At 57.7% G+C, this 18,794-nt stretch carries 18 protein-coding genes and 1 pseudogene; 12 read left to right on the top strand and 7 right to left on the bottom strand.

Annotated elements, in window-relative coordinates:
* Positions 1 to 5 precede the first annotated feature (5 nt).
* Positions 6 to 764 (bottom strand): DUF2059 domain-containing protein, encoded by a 759-nt coding sequence (locus EE949_RS09530; RefSeq protein ID WP_122664044.1) that lies wholly within the window; start codon positions 762 to 764, stop codon positions 6 to 8.
* A gap of 149 nt (positions 765 to 913) precedes the next feature.
* Between EE949_RS09530 and EE949_RS09535 the strand changes: the two genes are divergently transcribed.
* The gene (locus tag EE949_RS09535; protein ID WP_122664045.1) at positions 914 to 1,537 is read left to right on the top strand and encodes a 2OG-Fe(II) oxygenase; all 624 of its coding nucleotides are present in this window, start codon (positions 914 to 916) and stop codon (positions 1,535 to 1,537) included.
* A 214-nt stretch (positions 1,538 to 1,751) separates the two neighbouring features.
* Entirely contained in the window at positions 1,752 to 2,189 is a 438-nt protein-coding gene (locus EE949_RS09540; protein ID WP_122664046.1) for a DUF4399 domain-containing protein, read from the top strand.
* Positions 2,190 to 2,336: 147 nt separating this feature from the next.
* Here the strand turns inward: EE949_RS09540 and serA are convergent, their stop codons facing one another.
* Entirely contained in the window at positions 2,337 to 3,566 is a 1,230-nt protein-coding gene (gene serA, locus EE949_RS09545; RefSeq protein WP_122664047.1) for a phosphoglycerate dehydrogenase, read from the bottom strand.
* A 169-nt stretch (positions 3,567 to 3,735) separates the two neighbouring features.
* On the opposite strand from serA, the gene EE949_RS09550 reads away from it, so the two are divergent.
* The 4 genes from EE949_RS09550 to EE949_RS09565 all read left to right on the top strand — a co-directional run bounded on the left by EE949_RS09550 (position 3,736) and on the right by EE949_RS09565 (position 8,101).
* Positions 3,736 to 5,130 (top strand): FAD-binding oxidoreductase, encoded by a 1,395-nt coding sequence (locus EE949_RS09550; RefSeq protein ID WP_122664048.1) that lies wholly within the window; start codon positions 3,736 to 3,738, stop codon positions 5,128 to 5,130.
* A 50-nt stretch (positions 5,131 to 5,180) separates the two neighbouring features.
* Complete coding sequence (locus tag EE949_RS09555) at positions 5,181 to 5,846, top strand: fumarylacetoacetate hydrolase family protein (RefSeq protein ID WP_122664049.1); 666 nt, start codon at positions 5,181 to 5,183, stop codon at positions 5,844 to 5,846.
* A 175-nt stretch (positions 5,847 to 6,021) separates the two neighbouring features.
* Entirely contained in the window at positions 6,022 to 6,942 is a 921-nt protein-coding gene (locus EE949_RS09560) for an SdiA-regulated domain-containing protein (protein ID WP_122664050.1), read from the top strand.
* A 250-nt stretch (positions 6,943 to 7,192) separates the two neighbouring features.
* On the top strand, positions 7,193 to 8,101 hold the full coding sequence (locus tag EE949_RS09565) for an SdiA-regulated domain-containing protein (protein WP_122664051.1): 909 nt from the start codon (positions 7,193 to 7,195) through the stop codon (positions 8,099 to 8,101).
* A gap of 133 nt (positions 8,102 to 8,234) precedes the next feature.
* Here the strand turns inward: EE949_RS09565 and rpiA are convergent, their stop codons facing one another.
* Positions 8,235 to 8,906: a ribose-5-phosphate isomerase RpiA gene (rpiA, locus tag EE949_RS09570; protein WP_122664052.1), complete on the bottom strand. Its 672-nt coding sequence runs from the start codon at positions 8,904 to 8,906 to the stop codon at positions 8,235 to 8,237.
* A 246-nt stretch (positions 8,907 to 9,152) separates the two neighbouring features.
* Between rpiA and ilvA the strand changes: the two genes are divergently transcribed.
* Together ilvA and EE949_RS09580 are read left to right on the top strand one after the other, a co-directional pair.
* Positions 9,153 to 10,667 carry a threonine ammonia-lyase, biosynthetic gene (gene ilvA / locus EE949_RS09575; RefSeq protein WP_122664053.1) on the top strand — a complete coding sequence of 505 codons (1,515 nt, stop codon included), beginning with the start codon at positions 9,153 to 9,155 and terminating at the stop codon, positions 10,665 to 10,667.
* 159 nt (positions 10,668 to 10,826) lie between these two features.
* Positions 10,827 to 11,255, top strand: a complete 429-nt coding sequence (locus EE949_RS09580) for a DUF2269 family protein (protein ID WP_122664054.1) — start codon at positions 10,827 to 10,829, stop codon at positions 11,253 to 11,255.
* Positions 11,256 to 11,416: 161 nt separating this feature from the next.
* Here the strand turns inward: EE949_RS09580 and EE949_RS09585 are convergent, their stop codons facing one another.
* Complete coding sequence (locus EE949_RS09585) at positions 11,417 to 12,073, bottom strand: HAD family hydrolase (protein ID WP_122664055.1); 657 nt, start codon at positions 12,071 to 12,073, stop codon at positions 11,417 to 11,419.
* A gap of 142 nt (positions 12,074 to 12,215) precedes the next feature.
* On the opposite strand from EE949_RS09585, the gene EE949_RS09590 reads away from it, so the two are divergent.
* Entirely contained in the window at positions 12,216 to 12,695 is a 480-nt protein-coding gene (locus EE949_RS09590; RefSeq protein ID WP_027898512.1) for an RNA pyrophosphohydrolase, read from the top strand.
* 21 nt (positions 12,696 to 12,716) lie between these two features.
* A complete protein-coding gene (ptsP, locus tag EE949_RS09595; RefSeq protein WP_122664056.1) occupies positions 12,717 to 14,996 on the top strand; it encodes a phosphoenolpyruvate--protein phosphotransferase in 2,280 nt (759 codons plus the stop codon).
* Positions 14,997 to 15,140: 144 nt separating this feature from the next.
* Here ptsP and EE949_RS30210 read toward each other — a convergent pair.
* Positions 15,141 to 15,251 (bottom strand): annotated as a pseudogene (locus EE949_RS30210) (NRDE family protein); the annotation flags it as partial.
* A 139-nt stretch (positions 15,252 to 15,390) separates the two neighbouring features.
* Positions 15,391 to 16,137 carry an NRDE family protein gene (locus EE949_RS09600; protein ID WP_122664057.1) on the bottom strand — a complete coding sequence of 249 codons (747 nt, stop codon included), beginning with the start codon at positions 16,135 to 16,137 and terminating at the stop codon, positions 15,391 to 15,393.
* 202 nt (positions 16,138 to 16,339) lie between these two features.
* On the opposite strand from EE949_RS09600, the gene lgt reads away from it, so the two are divergent.
* Positions 16,340 to 17,152 (top strand): prolipoprotein diacylglyceryl transferase, encoded by an 813-nt coding sequence (gene lgt / locus EE949_RS09605; RefSeq protein ID WP_122664058.1) that lies wholly within the window; start codon positions 16,340 to 16,342, stop codon positions 17,150 to 17,152.
* A gap of 52 nt (positions 17,153 to 17,204) precedes the next feature.
* Positions 17,205 to 18,176 carry a thymidylate synthase gene (locus EE949_RS09610; RefSeq protein WP_122664059.1) on the top strand — a complete coding sequence of 324 codons (972 nt, stop codon included), beginning with the start codon at positions 17,205 to 17,207 and terminating at the stop codon, positions 18,174 to 18,176.
* Positions 18,177 to 18,313: 137 nt separating this feature from the next.
* On the opposite strand, the gene cadR is transcribed toward EE949_RS09610, so the two are convergent.
* Complete coding sequence (gene cadR, locus EE949_RS09615; RefSeq protein ID WP_122664060.1) at positions 18,314 to 18,760, bottom strand: Cd(II)/Pb(II)-responsive transcriptional regulator; 447 nt, start codon at positions 18,758 to 18,760, stop codon at positions 18,314 to 18,316.
* Positions 18,761 to 18,794: the final 34 nt, after the last annotated feature.

Genomic DNA, 18,794 nt, shown 5'->3' on the forward strand with positions numbered 1-18,794 from the left:
CAGCGCTACTGTGCCGGAGCCAGGCTCGACGAGCTTTGGCCAACGGCCAGCCCGGCGCGTATCGCCGCCAGCGCGGCCTGGTAGTAAGCCTTGCCGTCGGCGGATTCGGCAAAAGTTGAAAACTCTTCCAGTTCCGGATCGGAGAGGTCGCGGTAGACGTAGAGCAAGGTGTTGTTCATGTCTGCCTCGATCTGCGCCATCAGGCGTTCACGCTGACCGTCGAGCATGCCTTGGGCCTGACCGCCGCCCAGCAACCCTGGAATCATCTGGCTCAGGCTATCGGCCGCAACACCTGCAATCGCCAGGCTGACCTCGGCACCTGCTTGTTTGGCGGGCAGTGCTTGCGCGAGGTGGCCAATCAATAATTGCCGAGTGGCATCAGCCTGAATCTGCGGCAGACCTTTAGCATTTTTTGCCAATTGGTCGGGGCGGGTGGCGGTCAGTTCGGCGTTGACGATCTTGCGCCCGAGCGGTGACTGGAAGAATTGCAGCGCAGGCTTGGGGTCACGAAGACTTTCGCGCAGGCGCTTTTCTGCGCGTTGATCCATGGCTTGTGGGGCGAAGCGCTGATTGCTGTTGTTGACCAGCGCTTGAAACACCGCCGGTGGCAGGCTGTTGCGGTAGCGTTGTTGCGCGGCGTTGAGGGCGTCGTTGAAATGCGCGCGTTGTTCTGGCCAGCCGGCGACCTTGTACAACTGGTCATAGCTGTCTGCCCAGGCGGGCATCGTGCAGAACATCAACAACACAACAAACAAACGGCGCATAGGGACTCCTGTCGGCAGGCCGCTATTGTCCCGGTGGTTGCGGGGCTTTGTCGAGTTATGACTTCGCCTGCACGGTGAAATTTCATGCACTTGGCAATCTGCCGAGTGCTGGAGCTTCCCGATTCTCGGGCGGCTGGATACTATGCGCCATGCAAATCGCCTCTGATCATCCGCTGCTGCTTCGAATCGTCGACGACCTCGCTGCCCGCGGCTGGTCGCAGCAGAATATTTTCCTGCCTGAAAGCCTCACGCTTGAGCTTGCCGAAGAGTGCCGCATGCGTGCAGCCGAGGGCGAACTCGCGCCTGCAGCTGTCGGCCGCGGGCCATTGCAAGAGATTCGCGAGGGAATTCGTGGCGATCATATCCAGTGGCTGGAACCTGGTCAGTCAGAGCCTTGTGATCGTTATCTGGGGTTGATGGACAGCCTGCGTCAGGCGCTCAATCGCGGTCTGTTTCTGGGGCTGGAAGACTTCGAAAGCCACTTCGCGCTGTATCCGCCAGGGGCTTTCTACCTCAAGCACGTAGATCGCTTCCGCGACGATGATCGGCGCATGGTTTCCGCTGTTCTTTATCTGAACAATGCCTGGCTGCCAGAGCATGGTGGTCAACTGCGCATGTTCCTTGATGAAGGCGTGGAATACGACGTGCAGCCAACCGGTGGTTGTCTGGTGGTGTTCATGTCTGGCGATATTCCCCACGAAGTGATGCCTGCCGGTCGTGACCGTCTTTCCCTGACTGGCTGGTTTCGTCGACGTGGGGATGGGGTGTTTTGATGTGCATCCCTTTCGCTCAGCAAACGCTTGACCTGTAGGAGCTGCCGAAGGCTGCGATAGCGGTCTGTCAGGATGAATGCTTCGCAGCCTTCGGCAGCTCCTACAAAACGATATTTGCATGAAATCTTTGTCATAAAGCCCGCTTCTTCAGAACGTTAAGCCAGTGCCGCGCTATGGTTACAGGTATGCCATTCAAGGGCTGACTGGAGAAACCATGAAAATCCTTTTTGCAAAAACTGCTCTCGCAGGCCTGCTGTTCGGGGTGTCGCTGATGGCCAGTGCTGCCGATGTTCCGCGCACGCCATCACCTGCCGGGGCCGAGGTTTACATCATTTCGCCCAAAGACGGCGCGACAGTGCCGGGCACGTTCAAGGTCCAGTTTGGCCTCAAAGGCATGGGCGTTGCACCTGCCGGTGTAGACATCCCGGAGACCGGCCACCATCACCTGTTGATCGACGTCAAAGACCAGCCGGACCTGAATGCGCCGCTGCCGATGACCGATAACATTCGCCATTTCGGCAAAGGCCAGACCGAAACCGAAGTTACCCTGCCGCCTGGCCCTCACACCTTGCAGTTGCTGGTGGGCGATAAGAGCCACATTCCGCTGAACCCATCGGTTGAGTCGAAGGTGATCAGGGTGAATGTGCAGTGATTGATTTTCTGTAGGAGCTGCCGAAGGCTGCGAATTGTGGTGTGTCACAGACACCGGTTTCGCAGCCTTCGGCAGCTCCTACAGATGCAGGTTATTACCCACAAAAAAGGAGACCCGAAGGTCTCCTTTTTATCCTGCCATCAAGGCTTAGAACAATACGCGGCTGCGGATGGTGCCTTTGATGTGCTGCAGCTTTTCCTGAGCCAGATCGGAATACTCGGCATCGACGTCGATGACCACGTAACCGACTTTCTCGTTGGTCTGCAGGAACTGACCGGAGATGTTGATACCGTTTTCGGCGAAGACCTTGTTGATCTCCATCAGCACGCCCGGGATGTTCTCGTGAATGTGCAGCAGGCGGTGCTTGCCAGGGTGAGCAGGCAGGGCCACTTCAGGGAAGTTGACCGAAGACACCGACGTACCGTTGTCGCTGTACTTGACCAGCTTCTCAGCCACTTCCAGACCGATGTTGGCCTGAGCTTCAGCGGTAGAGCCACCGATGTGCGGAGTCAGAATCACGTTGTCCAGGCCGCGCAGCGGGCTTTCGAAGATGTCGTCGTTCGAGCGAGGCTCAACCGGGAATACGTCGATAGCCGCACCGATCAGGTGTTTGTCCTTGATCGCGTCAGCCAGTGCGTCGAGGTCCACGACCGTGCCGCGAGCGGCGTTGATCAGAATGGCGCCCTTTTTCATCGCACGGATTTCTTTCTCGCCAATCATCATTTGGGTGGACGGCAGTTCAGGCACGTGCAGAGACACGATGTCGGCCATGCCCAGCAGCTCGGTCAGACTGGCGACCTGCGTTGCGTTGCCCAGCGGCAGCTTGGTCAGCGGATCGAAGAAGAACACCTGCATGCCAAGGCTTTCAGCCAGGACCGACAGCTGAGTACCGATCGAGCCGTAGCCGACGATGCCCAGTTTCTTGCCACGGATCTCGAAAGAATTGGCTGCGCTTTTGATCCAGCCACCACGGTGGCAGGATGCGTTCTTCTCCGGGATGCCGCGCAGCAGCAGGATCGCTTCAGCCAGGACCAGTTCGGCGACCGAGCGAGTGTTGGAGTACGGCGCGTTGAACACCGCAATACCGCGCTCGCGGGCTGCGCCCAGATCAACCTGGTTGGTACCGATGCAGAAACAGCCGACCGCGACGAGTTTCTTCGCGTGATCGAACATCTCTTCAGTTAACTGGGTACGGGAGCGGATACCGATGAAGTGAGCGTCGGCGATCTTTTCTTTCAGTTCGGCTTCCGGCAGAGACTTGGTGTGGTACTCGATGCTGGTGTAACCGGCTGCCTTGAGGACATCCACAGCGGATTGATGGACGCCTTCGAGAAGAAGGAACTTGATCTTGCTCTTGTCGAGGGAAGTCTTGCTCATCTGCTTTAACCTGTGTCCCGGAGAAATTTGGCAGTAAGTGAAGCGGTCGCGAATCGGGCCATCAGCTCGATTGGCGGGGGGCGTATGCTAGCATATGCACCCCGCGAAACCCCATTCCTGGACGTGAAGCGTTCTCAGGATGACCATGAATTGTTCGAGAGTTCCGTCGATGATCCATTCTGCGCTGGTAGATGAACTGAAGACCCTCGTTGAGCCTGGAAAAGTGCTCACCGATGCCGCATCCCTTGAGGCTTACGGCAAGGACTGGACCAAGCAATTCACGCCCGCGCCCGTTGCCATCGTCTTTCCCAAGACCATCGAGCAGGTTCAGGCCATCGTCTTGTGGGCCAATGAGCACAAGGTCGCGCTGGTTCCGTCTGGCGGCCGCACCGGCCTTTCTGCGGCGGCTGTGGCGGCAAATGGCGAAGTGGTGGTTTCGTTCGACTACATGAATCAGGTGCTGGAGCTCAACGTCACCGAGCGTACGGCTCGTGTGCAGCCGGGTGTCATCACCAAGCAATTGCAGAACCTGGCGGAAGAAAACGGCCTTTATTATCCGGTGGACTTCGCTTCCTCGGGCTCCAGTCAGATTGGCGGCAACATCGGCACCAATGCTGGCGGGATCAAGGTCATTCGCTACGGCATGACCCGCAACTGGGTCGCAGGCCTGAAGGTTGTCACCGGCAAGGGCGACATCCTTGAGCTGAACAAGGATTTGATCAAGAACGCGACTGGCTACGATATGCGTCAGCTGTTCATCGGGGCAGAAGGTACGCTGGGCTTTGTCGTCGAAGCCACTATGCGCCTTGATCGTGCTCCCAAGAACCTGACCGCGATGGTGCTGGGCACTGCTGACTTCAATTCGATCATGCCGGTGTTGCACGCGTTCCACGGCAAGCTGGACCTGACGGCGTTCGAATTCTTCTCGGACAAATCCTTCGCCCGTGTCATGGCTCGTGGCGACGTGCCTTCGCCATTCGATACGCCATGCCCGTTCTATGTGCTGCTGGAATTCGAGGCCACCACCGAAGATCTGGCCAATGAAGCGTTGGCCACCTTTGAGCATTGTGTCGAACAGGGCTGGGTGCTGGATGGCGTGATGAGCCAGAGCGAGCAGCAACTGAAAAACCTGTGGAAGCTGCGCGAGTACATCTCAGAAACCATCTCTCACTTCACGCCTTACAAGAACGACATTTCGGTGACTGTTTCAAAGGTGCCGGCGTTCCTGAGTGAAATTGATGCGATCGTTGCCGAGCACTACCCCGATTTCGAGGTGCTCTGGTACGGCCATATTGGTGATGGCAACCTGCACCTGAACATCCTCAAGCCTGAGGCCCTCGACAAGGAAGAGTTCTTCGTCAAGTGCGCCAGGGTCAACAAATGGGTGTTCGAGACGGTGCAGAAATACAACGGCTCGATTTCTGCCGAGCACGGTGTAGGCATGACCAAGCGTGATTACCTGACGTACAGCCGTTCTCCGGTGGAAATCGAGTACATGAAAGCCATCAAGGCTGCATTCGATCCGAACGGCATCATGAACCCCGGAAAAATCTTCGCTGTTTAATGGGCCGCCACTTTATAGTGGCGTGACCACAACGAGACCAAGGAGCCGCCATGAGTTATCAGCACAAGTATGTCGACGGAACGAGCATCCACTTTCCCATGGGCAAGGCCGTGTGCGTGGGTCGTAACTACGCCGAGCATGCCAAGGAACTGAACAACGCAGTGCCTACCGAGCCGCTGCTGTTCATCAAGCCAGGCAGCGCGGTTGTTGCGCTGGAAGGTGGTTTCACCATCCCGGCTGATCGTGGCTCGGTGCACTACGAAGCGGAAATTGTCGTGCTGATCGGCAAGCCGCTGACCAAGAATCCGACCCGCGAAGAAGTGCTGGACGCCATCTCCGGCTTCGCTCCGGGGCTGGACCTGACCCTGCGCGACGTACAGACCAAGCTGCGTGACAAGGGCTACCCATGGGAAGAGGCCAAGTCGTTCGACGGTGCTGCAGTCATTGCGCCGTTCGTGCCGGCTGAAACCTTCTCCGACCTGACCGATATTGGCATTCGTCTGACCATCAATGGCGAAGTTCGTCAGGACGGTAACAGCAGCGACATGCTCAACCCTATCGTGCCGGTGATCCAGCACATGGCTGCCTGCTTCTCGCTGCAGGCCGGTGACGTGATCATGACCGGCACTCCGGCAGGCGTTGGCCCGCTGTTGGCTGGCGATGAGCTGGTCCTGGAACTGGTAGGACAGAAGGCCTTCGAAAGCAGCGTTCGCTGATTTTTTCGCGGTGACCGGAACCGTCTGCGATAAGCTTCGCAGGCGGTTTTTGCGTTTTATGGGGCTTAAATAGAACAATTGGCGTTTTTTTCACAATTGATCTGGATAATCCGGCGTCCAGCCCCCTGCTTGGGGGCACTGTGCCATCTGATGTTATCCACACTTGGGAACGCTCATGACCAACCCTTCATCTTCAACCCAATCGACGCGTCGTCTACCTCGCATACGCTGGTACGGTTTGCTGCTTCTGGTTGTGGTGATTGGCTACGGCATTGCTTACGCGATGCATTGGGATGATCGCGGCCTGCTGTGGCTGGGAGAGCGCTTCGAAAGCCCGTCTGAGCGCAGTGCAAGCGTCTGGCTGCCAGACTATGTCGTCGATGTCGACGCCAAGGCGCTGCCGGGCATGGAGGATGATGAGGCGTCGGATGTGTCCTATAACCCGGTGACCAAAACGCTTTTTGCGGTCATGGGCAAGAATCCATTCCTTGTCGAGCTGACGCTCAAGGGAGATGTGTTGCGCAAGATCCCTATGCTGGGCTGGAGCAATCCCGAGGCAGTTGCCGTCATGGAGAACGGCTTCATGGCGATCGCGGATGAGCGTCAGCACCAGTTGAGCATCGTCAAGGTCAGCCCGGAGACCACTGCGCTGAATTTTGCCGATTTCCCAAGCTACGACCTTGGCGCTTCCAAAAATCAGAATAAAGCGTTTGAGTCCGTCGCCTGGGATCCACGTCGTCAGCAACTGGTGCTGGGTGAAGAGCGCCCTGCGGCGATGTTCACCTGGGCGAGTAATGGCAGTGATGTTTTGACCGGTGGCAAGCAGAAGGTCATCAACAAGTCGCTGGATCTGCGTAACCTTTCTTCGTTGACCGTCGAGCCCCGTACCGGGCACACGCTGGCGCTATCCGCGGATTCGCACATGCTGCTGGAGCTCGATGAAAAGGGCGAGCAGGTCAGTTTCATGACGTTGCTCGGTGGTTTCAACGGATTGAAAGACACCATCCCTCGTGCTGAGGGCGTGGCGTTTGATGAGGATGGCAATCTGTACATCGTCAGCGAACCGAATCTGTTTTATTCGTTTCACAAGAAGTGATGGGTTTCAGTAAGGAATTCAGTTCTATGAGGAGGATTCTAAGCTGGCCTGCAAACACACTTCCGGTGGGAGCGAATTCATTCGCGAAGGGGCCGGCCCATACAATGCATATGCAGCGTCTGACAATCAGTCTTCCCGGATGAATTCGGTCCCACAGATGAACTTGTTCCTATAATGGCTCTGCGCCATTAAGCTTCAATTCATATTCGCGTGCTATTTATGCTGCCCGCCCCATCCTTGAGCCTTCTGAATGCGCCAGCTCCTCTCTTTCCGAAAAATCGTTGTTGCGGTCCTGATTCTGCTGGCGGTGCTGTTATTTTTTGCCAACCGTGAATACCGTTTCGCCGAGCGTGCCCTGTTCAACTGGCATCTACTTTGGCAAGACAAAGACGCACAGGTCATGGGGCTGGGCGATTATCGGGTGGTCATCGAGGGCCAGGTTATTGCCGGGCTGGAGGATGATGTCTCGGCCCTGAGCTACGACCCGGATCGCAAGAGTCTATTCACCGTCACCAATTCAAATGCCGAAATGGTCGAACTGAGCCTTGATGGGCGGGTCTTGAAGCGTATTCCGCTGACCGGTTTCGGTGACGCTGAGGCTGTGGAATACATCAGCCCTGGCATTTATGTGATCAGCGATGAGCGCAAGCAGCGGCTGATCAAGGTCCATGTCGATGACGAGACGACCTTCCTCGATGCCGCTGATGCCGAGCAACTCACGCTCGGCATCGGATCCGGAAACAATAACGGTTATGAAGGGCTGGCATACGACACCAAAGGGCAGCGCCTGTTTGTCGCCAAGGAGCGGCGGCCTACGCAGATCATCGAGGTGCGTGGCTTCCCCAATATGAACGCCGATGCGCCGAGCATGATTGAGGTGTCTTCTGATGCCAAGCGTGATGCGGGGCTGTTTGTGCGGGACATTTCCAGCCTGCAGTTCGATGAACGCAGCGGGCATTTGCTGGCTTTGTCGGACGAGTCCCGACAAATCGTAGAGCTCGATACCAAGGGACGGGCGGTGGGCAATGTATCGTTAAGCCAAGGCTCCATGGGGCTTCGCAAAACCGTGCCCCAGGCGGAAGGCATCGCGATGGATGACGACGGCACCCTGTATCTGGTGAGCGAGCCGAATCTGTTTTATGTGTTCAAAAAGCCCTGAGGTTTTTATGCCGGTTCTGTAGGAGTGAGCTTGCTCGCGATGGCGTACTCCCTGGCATTACTTGTTTGAATAAAGGACCGCAATCGCGAGCAAGCTCGCTCCTACAGCCCCCCATTCACTGCGGCGCAGGCAATCAACGCGTCAGCGTTTTAACCCCTTCACTCGTCCCCAGCAGCAGCAAGTCCGCAGGGCGCGCAGCAAACAGGCCGTTGGTCACAACACCAACGATGGCATTGATCTGGCTTTCCAGTTCGACCGGGTTAGTGATGTTCATGTTGTGTACATCAAGAATGATATTGCCGTTATCGGTCAGCACGCCTTCACGGTAAACCGGGTCGCCGCCCAGTTTTACCAGTTGGCGGGCAACATGGCTGCGCGCCATCGGGATCACTTCAACAGGCAACGGGAACGCGCCTAGCACGGGTACCAGCTTGCTGGCGTCGGCGATGCAGATAAAAGTCTTGGCTACGGCCGCAACGATCTTTTCGCGGGTCAATGCCGCGCCGCCGCCTTTGATCAGGTTCAGGTGCTCATCGCTTTCGTCGGCACCGTCGATGTAGAACTCCAGATCGCTGACAGTGTTGAGCTCGTAAACCGGGATGCCGTGGCCCTTGAGGCGTGCAGCAGTGGCTTCGGAGCTGGCAACTGCGCCGTCGAATGCGCCTTTGTGCTGGGCCAGAGCATCAATGAAACAGTTGGCGGTGGAGCCGGTCCCGACGCCGACGATGCTCTTGTCGTCCAGTTTCGGAAGGATGAAATCCACGGCGGCCTGCGCCACGGCTTGTTTGAGTTGATCCTGGTTCATGCGGGCTCCACGGGTGCCGGGTATATAGACCTGTAGGAGCGCGCTTGCCCGCGATTACGTTGTGTCAGACGCCATCAACGCTGGATGTGCCGATGCCATCGCGGGCAAGCGCGCTCCTACAGATTGAGGAAAAGGGCGCGCATTATAGCGACATGCCAGCGCCAAAGCCCCGTGATTCGTGTGGTCGTGCATCGGAGTGCGGGTTAGACTTCCTGTCCTTGCCCTTTTGCCAGTGATGTCGCCGTGATGCTTGAACAGTACGTCAAAAAAATCCTCACCTCTCGCGTCTATGACGTGGCCGTGGAAACCCCATTGCAGGGCGCTCGTCAGCTGTCCGAGCGACTGGGCAATCAAGTACTGCTCAAGCGCGAAGACTTGCAGCCGGTGTTCTCGTTCAAGATTCGTGGCGCGTACAACAAGCTGGCGCAATTGAGCCCGGAAGAGCTGGCCCGTGGCGTAGTTACAGCTTCGGCAGGCAACCACGCGCAAGGTCTGGCCCTGGCGGCGAAAACCCTGGGCGTCGAAGCCACTATCGTGATGCCCAAAACCACGCCTGAAATCAAGGTCGAGGGCGTGCGCTCACGGGGCGGCAAAGTGGTGCTGCACGGGGATTCCTTCCCTGAAGCGCTGGCCCACTCACTGAAACTGGTGGATGAATTGGGCTTCGTGTACATCCACCCTTATGACGATCCAGACACGATTGCCGGGCAAGGCACTGTGGCGATGGAGATTCTTCGTCAGCATCAGGGCCCGCTGGACGCGATTTTTGTCCCGGTGGGCGGCGGCGGCTTGATTGCTGGTATTGCGGCCTACGTGAAGTACCTGCGTCCTGATATCAAGGTGATTGGCGTCGAACCAGACGATTCCAACTGCCTGCAACAGGCCATGGCCTACGGCGAGCGTGTGGTGCTGCAACAGGTCGGTCTGTTTGCCGACGGCGTGGCTGTGGCGCAAATTGGTGAGTACACCTTCGACATCTGCAGGCATTACGTCGACGAAGTGATCACGGTGAGCACCGATGAAATCTGCGCGGCGATCAAGGATATTTACGACGACACTCGTTCGATCACCGAGCCAGCAGGGGCTTTGGCTGTGGCCGGGATCAAAAAGTACGTCGAGCAGGAAGCAGTCAGCGGCCAGACATTTGTCGCCATTGACTCCGGTGCCAACGTCAACTTCGACCGCTTGCGTCACGTTGCCGAGCGTGCCGAGCTGGGTGAGGGCCGCGAAGCGATCATCGCGGTGACCATCCCGGAGCAGCCGGGCAGCTTCAAGGCCTTCTGCGAAGCAATCGGCAAACGTCAGATCACCGAATTCAACTACCGTTATCACACCGACCGCGAAGCGCACATTTTTGTCGGCGTGCAGACGCATCCGGACACCGATCCCCGTAAAGGTCTGATCACAAGCCTTACCGAGCAGGGTTTCCCGGTGATTGACCTGACCGACAACGAGCTGGCCAAGCTGCATATCCGGCACATGGTTGGTGGTCATGCCGAGCGGGTCAGCGACGAAGTGGTGTTCCGCTTCGAGTTCCCGGAACGTCCGGGCGCGCTGTTCAACTTCCTCAACAAGCTGGGCGGGCAGTGGACGATTTCGATGTTCCATTACCGTAATCATGGCGCCGCAGATGGTCGTGTGGTGGCGGGGCTGGTGGTGCCCGAAGAGGAGCGGCACTTGGTCCCTGCGGCGCTGGCCGAGATTGGCTATCCCTATTGGGATGAGAGCAAGAACCCGGCTTATAAGCTGTTTTTGGGCTAGGACTGACACGCGCAGGTCTATCCCTGTGGGAGCGAATTCATTCGCGAAGGCATTGGTCAAGACGATGAAGATGTTTCGACTGTACCTACCTCTTCGCGAATGAATTCGCTCCCACAGGGAATATGCGTTCAACCAACGCCTCAACTGGAGCCAAGAAAAATGGATCACCTCACCGCCCTGAAAACCCTGCACATCTCGGCGACGGTGCTGTTCTTGCTCAGCGCCCTCGGTTTGACGATCTGGCTGATCAAGGGCCGCAGGGCAGGGTTTACCACCAACCACACCCGCCTGTTGCTGCGTCCGCGCCTGTTCGCGTGGATTCTGATGGGGTTATGTCTGCTGACCATGCCCATTACCGGCTGGTGGCTGGCGCACCTTGTTGGCTGGCCGCTGGGGCAAACCTGGGTGCTGGCGAGCAGCGTGCTCTACACGTTGGGCGCGTTGAGCTGGCTGTGGTTGGTAATACGCCTGAACAAGCTGCGAATTGATCCTGCCAAAGGTGGCTTGAAGTTCACCCTGGCGCTGGCGATTTTCACGGTCGTCTGTTTCATCGCCATTGCCGGATTGATGGGGGCGAAGCCGGTTTGAGGCTAAAGATTAGCTAACCTAGAGGCGATCTCCCTGTGGGAGCGGTGCTTGCCCGCGATAAGGTTTAGGTGATCCACCTGCAGAACTGCGGTGTCCTTATCGCGGGCAAGCACCGCTCCCACAGGGGCAGCATTCCACAGTGCGATCGTGTTTCGCTGGAGTCATCCGCGCAGCGTAATCACCGGCCAGCCGCGGCTTTCAGCCTCGGCACGCAACTTCGGGTCCGGGTCCACGGCTACCGGGTTGGCAACCTTTTCCAGCAGCGGCAGATCGTTTAGCGAGTCGCTGTAGAAATAGCTGCCTTCCAGGCTGAATTGGTTTTCTTCCAGCCAACGGTTCAGACGTGTCACTTTGCCTTCGCGGAAGCACGGCACATCGGTGGTGCGTCCGGTGTAACGACCGTCGACCATTTCGCATTCGGTTGCCAGCAGTGTCTCGATACCCAGACGTTCGACGATTGGTCCGGTCACGAAGCGATTGGTCGCGGTAATGACAGCCAGTTTGTCGCCTGCTTCGCGATGTTTGGCGATCAGTTCCAGCGCCTTGGGCAGAATGATCGGTTCGATGCAATCGCGCATGAAATCACGATGCCAGGCCTCTAGCTGGGCCATCTCGGTGCTGCCGAGGATTTCCAGTGAGAAGTTCAGGTAGTCGGTCAGGTTCAAGGTCCCGGCCAGGTAATCCTGATAGAACTCGTCGTTGCGGGTTTTGTAGGTCGCGGCGTCAAGAATGCCGCGTTCGCACAGGTAGTCACCCCAGGCGTGGTCGCTGTCGCCACCCAGAAGTGTGTTGTCGAGGTCGAATAAAGCCAGGCGCATGCGGTTACTCGCTGAATTTGCTGAAAAAAGAGCACCAGAATACGAGGTTTTCACAACTCTTCACATAACCTGCTAAGCCTCGTTGCTGCTTTGATCGGCTTTGTGGAACAATGCGGTGACATGCGTTTGCGAGGTTGTTGCCGTGATCGACCCCGATGGTTTCCGTCCTAATGTCGGGATAATTCTGACAAACGACTCCGGCCAGGTCCTATGGGCTCGGCGAATCAACCAAGATGCCTGGCAGTTTCCACAGGGTGGTATCAACCCTCAGGAGACGCCGGAAGACGCGCTTTATCGTGAATTGAACGAAGAAGTCGGGCTTGAACCTGAGGATGTGCAGATTCTTGCCTGTACTCGGGGTTGGTTGCGCTATCGTTTGCCGCAACGTCTGGTCAGGACGCACAGCCAACCGCTGTGTATCGGCCAGAAGCAAAAATGGTTTCTCCTGCGCCTGGTCTCCAACGAGCAGCGGGTGCGGATGGATTTGACCGGGAAACCGGAGTTCGATGGCTGGCGTTGGGTCAGCTATTGGTATCCGCTGGGTCAGGTGGTGACATTCAAGCGCGAGGTGTATCGACGCGCACTCAAAGAGCTTGCCCCGCGCCTTTTGTCGCGCGACTGACACGGAGTTCGACCCCGAGCCATGCTCAATACGCTGCGCAAGATCGTCCAGGAAGTTAACTCCGCCAAGGATCTCAAGGCGGCGTTGGGGATTATTGTGTTACGCGTCAAAGAGGCCATGGGCAGCCAAGTCTGCTCGGTCTATTTGCTCGATCCCGAAAGTAATCGCTTCGTGCTGATGGCCACGGAGGGCTTGAACAAGCGCTCCATTGGCAAAGTCAGCATGGCGCCGAACGAAGGTCTGGTTGGCCTCGTCGGTACCCGTGAAGAACCGTTGAACCTCGAAAACGCCGCTGATCACCCGCGTTATCGCTACTTTGCTGAAACCGGCGAAGAGCGCTATGCGTCGTTTCTGGGCGCGCCGATCATTCACCATCGTCGTGTGGTGGGTGTACTGGTTATCCAGCAAAAGGAGCGTCGTCAGTTCGATGAAGGTGAAGAAGCCTTCCTCGTGACCATGAGCGCGCAGCTTGCCGGGGTTATCGCCCACGCTGAAGCCACTGGCTCGATCCGTGGTCTGGGGCGTCAGGGCAAAGGTATCCAGGAAGCCAAATTCGTTGGCGTAGCCGGTTCACCCGGTGCTGCGGTGGGCGTTGCGGTGGTCATGTTGCCGCCCGCCGACTTGGAAGTGGTGCCTGACAAGACGGTCACTGATATCGCGGCTGAGCTGGCGTTGTTTCAGACGGCTCTGGAGGGCGTGCGCAGCGACATGCGCGCACTGTCTGCCAAACTTGCGAACCAACTGCGCCCCGAAGAGAGAGCGCTGTTTGACGTCTATCTGATGATGCTCGACGACGCCTCGCTGGGCAGCGAAGTGACCAATGTCATCAAGTCCGGTCAGTGGGCTCAGGGCGCATTGCGCTCGGTGGTCAACGAGCACGTCAAACGTTTCGAATTGATGGACGACGCCTATCTGCGCGAGCGTGCCTCTGATGTCAAAGACCTGGGCCGTCGCTTGCTCGCGTACTTGCAAGAGGCGCGGCAACAGACGCTGGTGTATCCGGACAACACTATCCTTGTCAGTGAAGAGCTGACAGCCGCCATGCTGGGCGAAGTTCCGGAAGGCAAGCTGGCTGGTCTGATTTCGGTACTCGGCTCCGGCAACTCCCACGTAGCGATCCTGGCCCGAGCCATGGGTATTCCCACGGTCATGGGCGTGGTCGACCTGCCTTATTCCAAGGTCGACGGCATCGAACTGATCGTCGACGGCTACCACGGTGAAGTCTTCACCAACCCCAGCGATGCCATGCGCAAGCAGTTCGCCAAGGTCGTTGAAGAAGAGCGCCAGCTGTCTCAAGGGCTGGACGCGCTGCGCGAGCTGCCTTGCGTAACACTGGACGGCCATCGCATGCCGCTGTGGGTCAACACCGGTTTGCTGGCTGACGTGGCTCGCGCCCAACAGCGCGGCGCGGAAGGTGTGGGTCTGTATCGCACTGAAGTGCCGTTCATGATCCAGCAGCGTTTTCCGAGCGAGAAAGAACAGCTGGCGATTTATCGCGAGCAACTGGCGGCCTTCCACCCGCTTCCAGTCACCATGCGCAGCCTTGATATCGGTGGCGACAAAGCTCTGTCTTACTTCCCGATCAAGGAAGAGAACCCGTTTTTGGGCTGGCGCGGTATTCGCGTCACCCTCGACCACCCGGAGATCTTCCTGGTGCAGACCCGCGCCATGCTCAAGGCCAGTGAAGGCTTGAACAACCTGCGGATTCTGCTGCCGATGATTTCCAGCACCCACGAGGTAGAGGAGGCTTTGCACCTGATCCACCGGGCGTGGGGCGAAGTGCGCGACGAAGGCACTGATGTACCGATGCCGCCAGTGGGCGTGATGATTGAAGTACCGGCTGCTGTCTATCAGACCCGCGATCTGGCGCGTCAGGTGGACTTCCTGTCGGTGGGCTCCAACGACCTGACTCAATACCTGCTGGCCGTGGACCGCAACAACCCGCGGGTTGCCGATCTCTACGACTACCTGCACCCGGCCGTGCTGCAAGCCCTGCAGAACGTGGTGCGTGATGCGCATGCCGAAGGCAAACCGGTGAGTATCTGTGGCGAAATGGCGGGGGATCCCGCTGCTGCGGTGCTGTTGATGGCGATGGGCTTCGACAGTCTGTCGATGAACGCCACCAACTTGCCGAAAGTGAAGTGGATGCTGCGTCAGATCCATCTGAGCAAGGCCAAGGAATTGCTCGCCCAGTTGATGACCAACGACAACCCGCAAGTCATCAGTAGCTCGCTGCAACTGGCGCTGAAAAACCTCGGGCTGTCGCGGATGATCAATCCGGGGTCTGTGAAAGGGCATTAATCCTTGGCTTGAAATGCTTTCTTCCTGTGGGAGCGGTGCTTGCCCGCGATTCAGGCGCCTCGGTGTATCCAGACATACCGAGTAATCTGCATCGCGGGCAAGCACCGCTCCCACAAGAGATCGGATTCCAACTGAAGAGCTGAATTAAATCTGCAGCTCCACCTCACCCAATCTCCCGCCATACGGCCCAAAACTGTATTCGACGAAGTGTTGGCTGCCGTCAGCATTGACGATCAAGCTAAGTGCATTAGTACCTGGCTTGAAATGCTTTCCCCTGTGGGAGCGGTGCTTGCCCGCGATTCAGACGCCTCGGTGTATCCAGACATACCGAGTAATCTGCATCGCGGGCAAGCACCGCTCCCACAAGAGATCGGATTCCAACTGAAGAGCTGAATTAAATCTGCAGCTCCACCTCACCCAATCGTCCGCCGTACGGCCCAAAATTGTGCTCGATGAAGTGTTGGCTGCCATCAGCATTGACGATCAGCACAGTGCTGGCCCGGGTGTCGTAGTTTGGGCTGGCGATGAACAGGCTCGACAGCAGCTTTTCGGTCTCCAGACTGACGCCCGTATCAGGCAGCTCGGCGGTTGGTGCAGTGGTCGGGTCGCTCAATAAGGCCATGAGTGCCAGTGGATTCGGATCACCCAGTTGGGTGCTCAGTGCAGCTTTGGCCTTCTGAACTTTTGGCCAGGGCGTGTCGAGCCCTGCGTTGGACAGACCATAAACGCCTTCATCGAGCAGGCGTGCCTCCGGGTTTGAGCCGTCGAGGTAGTACAAATGCTCACGATCGCCCACCAGCAGATTGAAGCCTCCGTATTCATCCGACCTGTTGGCTACCTCGGCAAGATAATCTTCAATCGGAATATCGCTGGTCAAAAATTGAGCAACCAGTTCGCCTCGCGAGCGATGTCCCAGTGGCAAGCCTGGGTTGCGAATATTGGTCAGTGCCGCAAAACGCCCGTCTGCGGTGACGCCAAGCCAGGTTCCGCCCGCTTCAAGGTCACGGCCTGCATAGACGTGCGGTGCATCGGCCCACTGCGTGAGGGGTTGAGTCGGGCGAGCGTAGAACTCGTCACGATTGGCCGCAACGATCAGCGGCTGTGCGTGAGAAGGGCGCCAGGCGAACACGATCAGACACATGCAGTACTCCTTTTTCAGCCACTCTACCCATACATGAAGCTAGCATCCATCGCACGCCGCTAGAGCGTCGGGCGTTGCTCCGGTAACATGCCGGTCTCTTTTCGTCATGCCCGCTAAATAGCTGTTCAGCGCGGGTTTATGTTTCCTGCTTTAGTGTGTCTGGTTAAGTGCTCGCGAGAGCGTTCCCATTTAAGGAGTTGCAATGCTGCCTTACCCGCAGATTGACCCGGTGGCGGTGGCCATCGGCCCGCTGCAAATACACTGGTACGGTTTGATGTACCTGGTCGGTATCGGCGGCGCGTGGCTGCTGGCATCGCGACGCTTGAACAGCTTTGATCCGACCTGGACCAAAGAAAAGCTCTCCGACATGATTTTCTGGCTGGCCATGGGCGTGATCGTCGGTGGGCGGCTGGGCTATGTGTTGTTCTACGATCTGCCCGCGTATATCGCCAATCCACTGTTGATCTTCGAAGTCTGGAAGGGCGGCATGGCGTTCCACGGCGGTTTCGTCGGCGTGATGATCGCGGCGTGGTGGTTCGGCCGCCGCAATGGCAAGTCGTTCTTCGAACTCATGGATTTCGTCGCACCCATGGTGCCGATTGGTCTGGGGGCCGGTCGTATCGGCAACTTCATCAATGCCGAGCTGTGGGGCAAGCCGACCGATTTGCCGTGGGCAATGGTCTTCCCGCCATTCAGCGATCCGGCGCAATTGCCGCGTCATCCTTCGCAGCTGTATCAGTTCGCACTTGAAGGTGTCGCGCTGTTCATCATCCTCTGGCTGTTTTCTCGCAAGCCTCGTCCGACGATGGCTATTTCCGGCATGTTCGCCCTGTTCTACGGGCTGTTCCGGTTCATCGTAGAGTTCGTACGCATGCCCGACGCGCAATTGGGTTATCTGGCGTGGGGCTGGGTCACCATGGGGCAGATCCTCAGCCTGCCGATGATCATCGCCGGTGCTGTCCTGATCTGGCTGGCTTACAACCGCGCCCCCGCTGGCAAGAACGCGGCGGTCTAACACCGAAACGCCGGGCGAGCCTGCCCGGCGGATTCACCGAAGCAGGTAATTTATGAAGCAATATCTGGATCTGGTCGCCCACGTCATCAAGAACGGCACGTTGCAGGCCAACCGCACCGGTGTGAAAACCATCAGTTTTCCCGGCGCGATGCTGCGTTACGACCTCAAGGAAGGCTTCCCGGCGATTACTACCCGGCGGATGGCCTTCAAGTCGGCCATCGGCGAAATGGTTGGCTTCCTGCGCGGCGTGAACAATGCGGCTGAGTTTCGCGAGCTGGGCTGCAAGGTCTGGGACCAGAACGCCAACGAAAACGCTCAATGGCTGGACAACCCGTTCCGCAAGGGCGAAGACGATCTGGGCGAAATCTACGGCGTGCAATGGCGCAAGTGGCCCGCCTACAAGCGCATTGACCTGAACAATCCGAAAGCCATCGAACTCGCGATCAGCCAGGGCTACCAGCAGATCGCCCAGTCCGAAGAAGACGGTCAGCCTTACGTGGTCCTGTACAAGGCCATCGATCAGATTCGCCAGTGTGTCGACACCATCATCAAGGACCCGGGCAGCCGTCGTATTCTGTTCCACGGCTGGAACTGCGCGCAGCTGGACGAGATGGCTTTGCCGCCTTGCCACCTGCTGTATCAGTTCCACCCGAATCAAGAAACCAAAGAAATCTCCCTGACGCTGTACATCCGCTCCAACGATCTGGGACTCGGCACGCCGTTCAATCTGACTGAGGGCGCGGCGCTGTTGAGCCTGATCGGCCGTCTGACGGGCTACACGCCGCGCTGGTTCACGTATTTCATCGGCGACGCCCATGTCTACGAAAACCACCTGGACATGCTCAACGAGCAGCTCAAGCGCGAGCCGTATCCGATGCCTAAACTGGTGATTTCCGATCGTGTGCCGGAGTTTGCCAAGACCGGTGTGTATCAACCGGAATGGCTGGAGCAGATCGAGCCTTCAGACTTCTCGCTGGAAGGTTACGAGCATCACCCGGCGATGACTGCGCCGATGGCGGTTTAGAACATTGCTTTGATGCTTTTATGTGGGAGCGGTGCTTGCCCGCGATTCAGGCACCTCGGTGTATCAGACATACCGAGTAATCTGCATCGCGAGCAAGCTCTGCTCCCACAGGGAATGTGTCAGGCCGTTCTATCGCATTAATGCCCATGACTCCTGCCCACATGTGAATGCTCCACATCAGCGGTCACCACGCTACCGCTGATTTCCAGTCGATCCAGAATCCCGCAATGATCCGGGGCGCCGTCGCTGCAGCGTTGGCGCAGGTCCAGTAGCTGTGTCTGCAAGGCTTGCAGGCTGGCGATACGGTCGTTGACGTGCTGGATGTGTTCATCAATCAGCGCATTGACACTCACGCACTGATCTTGCGGGCTGTCGCGCAAGTTGAGCAGGCTGCGGATTTCTTCGAGGGTCATGTCCAGGCTGCGGCAGTTACGAATGAACGTCAGCCGTTCTACGTGGGCCTGAGTGTACAGCCGATAATTGCCATCACTACGCGCCGGTGCCGGGAGCAGCCCCTCGCGCTCGTAGTAACGGATGGTTTCCACCTGCGCATCAGTCAGTTTTGCCAGCTCGCCAATCTTCATCGTCGTCGATCCTGTTTCAGTGCTTGACCCTATA

Origin of the sequence: Pseudomonas viridiflava (genome assembly GCF_900602065.1) — a bacterium.
Classification (GTDB): Bacteria; Pseudomonadota; Gammaproteobacteria; order Pseudomonadales; family Pseudomonadaceae; genus Aquipseudomonas.

What these genes read in the sequence shown, in the direction of transcription:
- EE949_RS09540 (WP_122664046.1), top strand. Translation starts at nt 1,752, where the DNA reads ATGAAAATCCTTTTTGCAAAAACTGCTCTCGCAGGCCTGCTGTTCGGG.
- EE949_RS09560 (WP_122664050.1), top strand. Translation starts at nt 6,022, where the DNA reads ATGACCAACCCTTCATCTTCAACCCAATCGACGCGTCGTCTACCTCGC.
- EE949_RS09565 (WP_122664051.1), top strand. Translation starts at nt 7,193, where the DNA reads ATGCGCCAGCTCCTCTCTTTCCGAAAAATCGTTGTTGCGGTCCTGATT.
- EE949_RS09555 (WP_122664049.1), top strand. Translation starts at nt 5,181, where the DNA reads ATGAGTTATCAGCACAAGTATGTCGACGGAACGAGCATCCACTTTCCC.
- rpiA (WP_122664052.1), bottom strand. Translation starts at nt 8,906, where the DNA reads ATGAACCAGGATCAACTCAAACAAGCCGTGGCGCAGGCCGCCGTGGAT.
- serA (WP_122664047.1), bottom strand. Translation starts at nt 3,566, where the DNA reads ATGAGCAAGACTTCCCTCGACAAGAGCAAGATCAAGTTCCTTCTTCTC.
- EE949_RS09550 (WP_122664048.1), top strand. Translation starts at nt 3,736, where the DNA reads ATGATCCATTCTGCGCTGGTAGATGAACTGAAGACCCTCGTTGAGCCT.
- cadR (WP_122664060.1), bottom strand. Translation starts at nt 18,760, where the DNA reads ATGAAGATTGGCGAGCTGGCAAAACTGACTGATGCGCAGGTGGAAACC.
- EE949_RS09600 (WP_122664057.1), bottom strand. Translation starts at nt 16,137, where the DNA reads ATGTGTCTGATCGTGTTCGCCTGGCGCCCTTCTCACGCACAGCCGCTG.
- EE949_RS09580 (WP_122664054.1), top strand. Translation starts at nt 10,827, where the DNA reads ATGGATCACCTCACCGCCCTGAAAACCCTGCACATCTCGGCGACGGTG.
- EE949_RS09610 (WP_122664059.1), top strand. Translation starts at nt 17,205, where the DNA reads ATGAAGCAATATCTGGATCTGGTCGCCCACGTCATCAAGAACGGCACG.
- lgt (WP_122664058.1), top strand. Translation starts at nt 16,340, where the DNA reads ATGCTGCCTTACCCGCAGATTGACCCGGTGGCGGTGGCCATCGGCCCG.
- ilvA (WP_122664053.1), top strand. Translation starts at nt 9,153, where the DNA reads ATGCTTGAACAGTACGTCAAAAAAATCCTCACCTCTCGCGTCTATGAC.
- EE949_RS09585 (WP_122664055.1), bottom strand. Translation starts at nt 12,073, where the DNA reads ATGCGCCTGGCTTTATTCGACCTCGACAACACACTTCTGGGTGGCGAC.
- EE949_RS09535 (WP_122664045.1), top strand. Translation starts at nt 914, where the DNA reads ATGCAAATCGCCTCTGATCATCCGCTGCTGCTTCGAATCGTCGACGAC.
- EE949_RS09530 (WP_122664044.1), bottom strand. Translation starts at nt 764, where the DNA reads ATGCGCCGTTTGTTTGTTGTGTTGTTGATGTTCTGCACGATGCCCGCC.
- ptsP (WP_122664056.1), top strand. Translation starts at nt 12,717, where the DNA reads ATGCTCAATACGCTGCGCAAGATCGTCCAGGAAGTTAACTCCGCCAAG.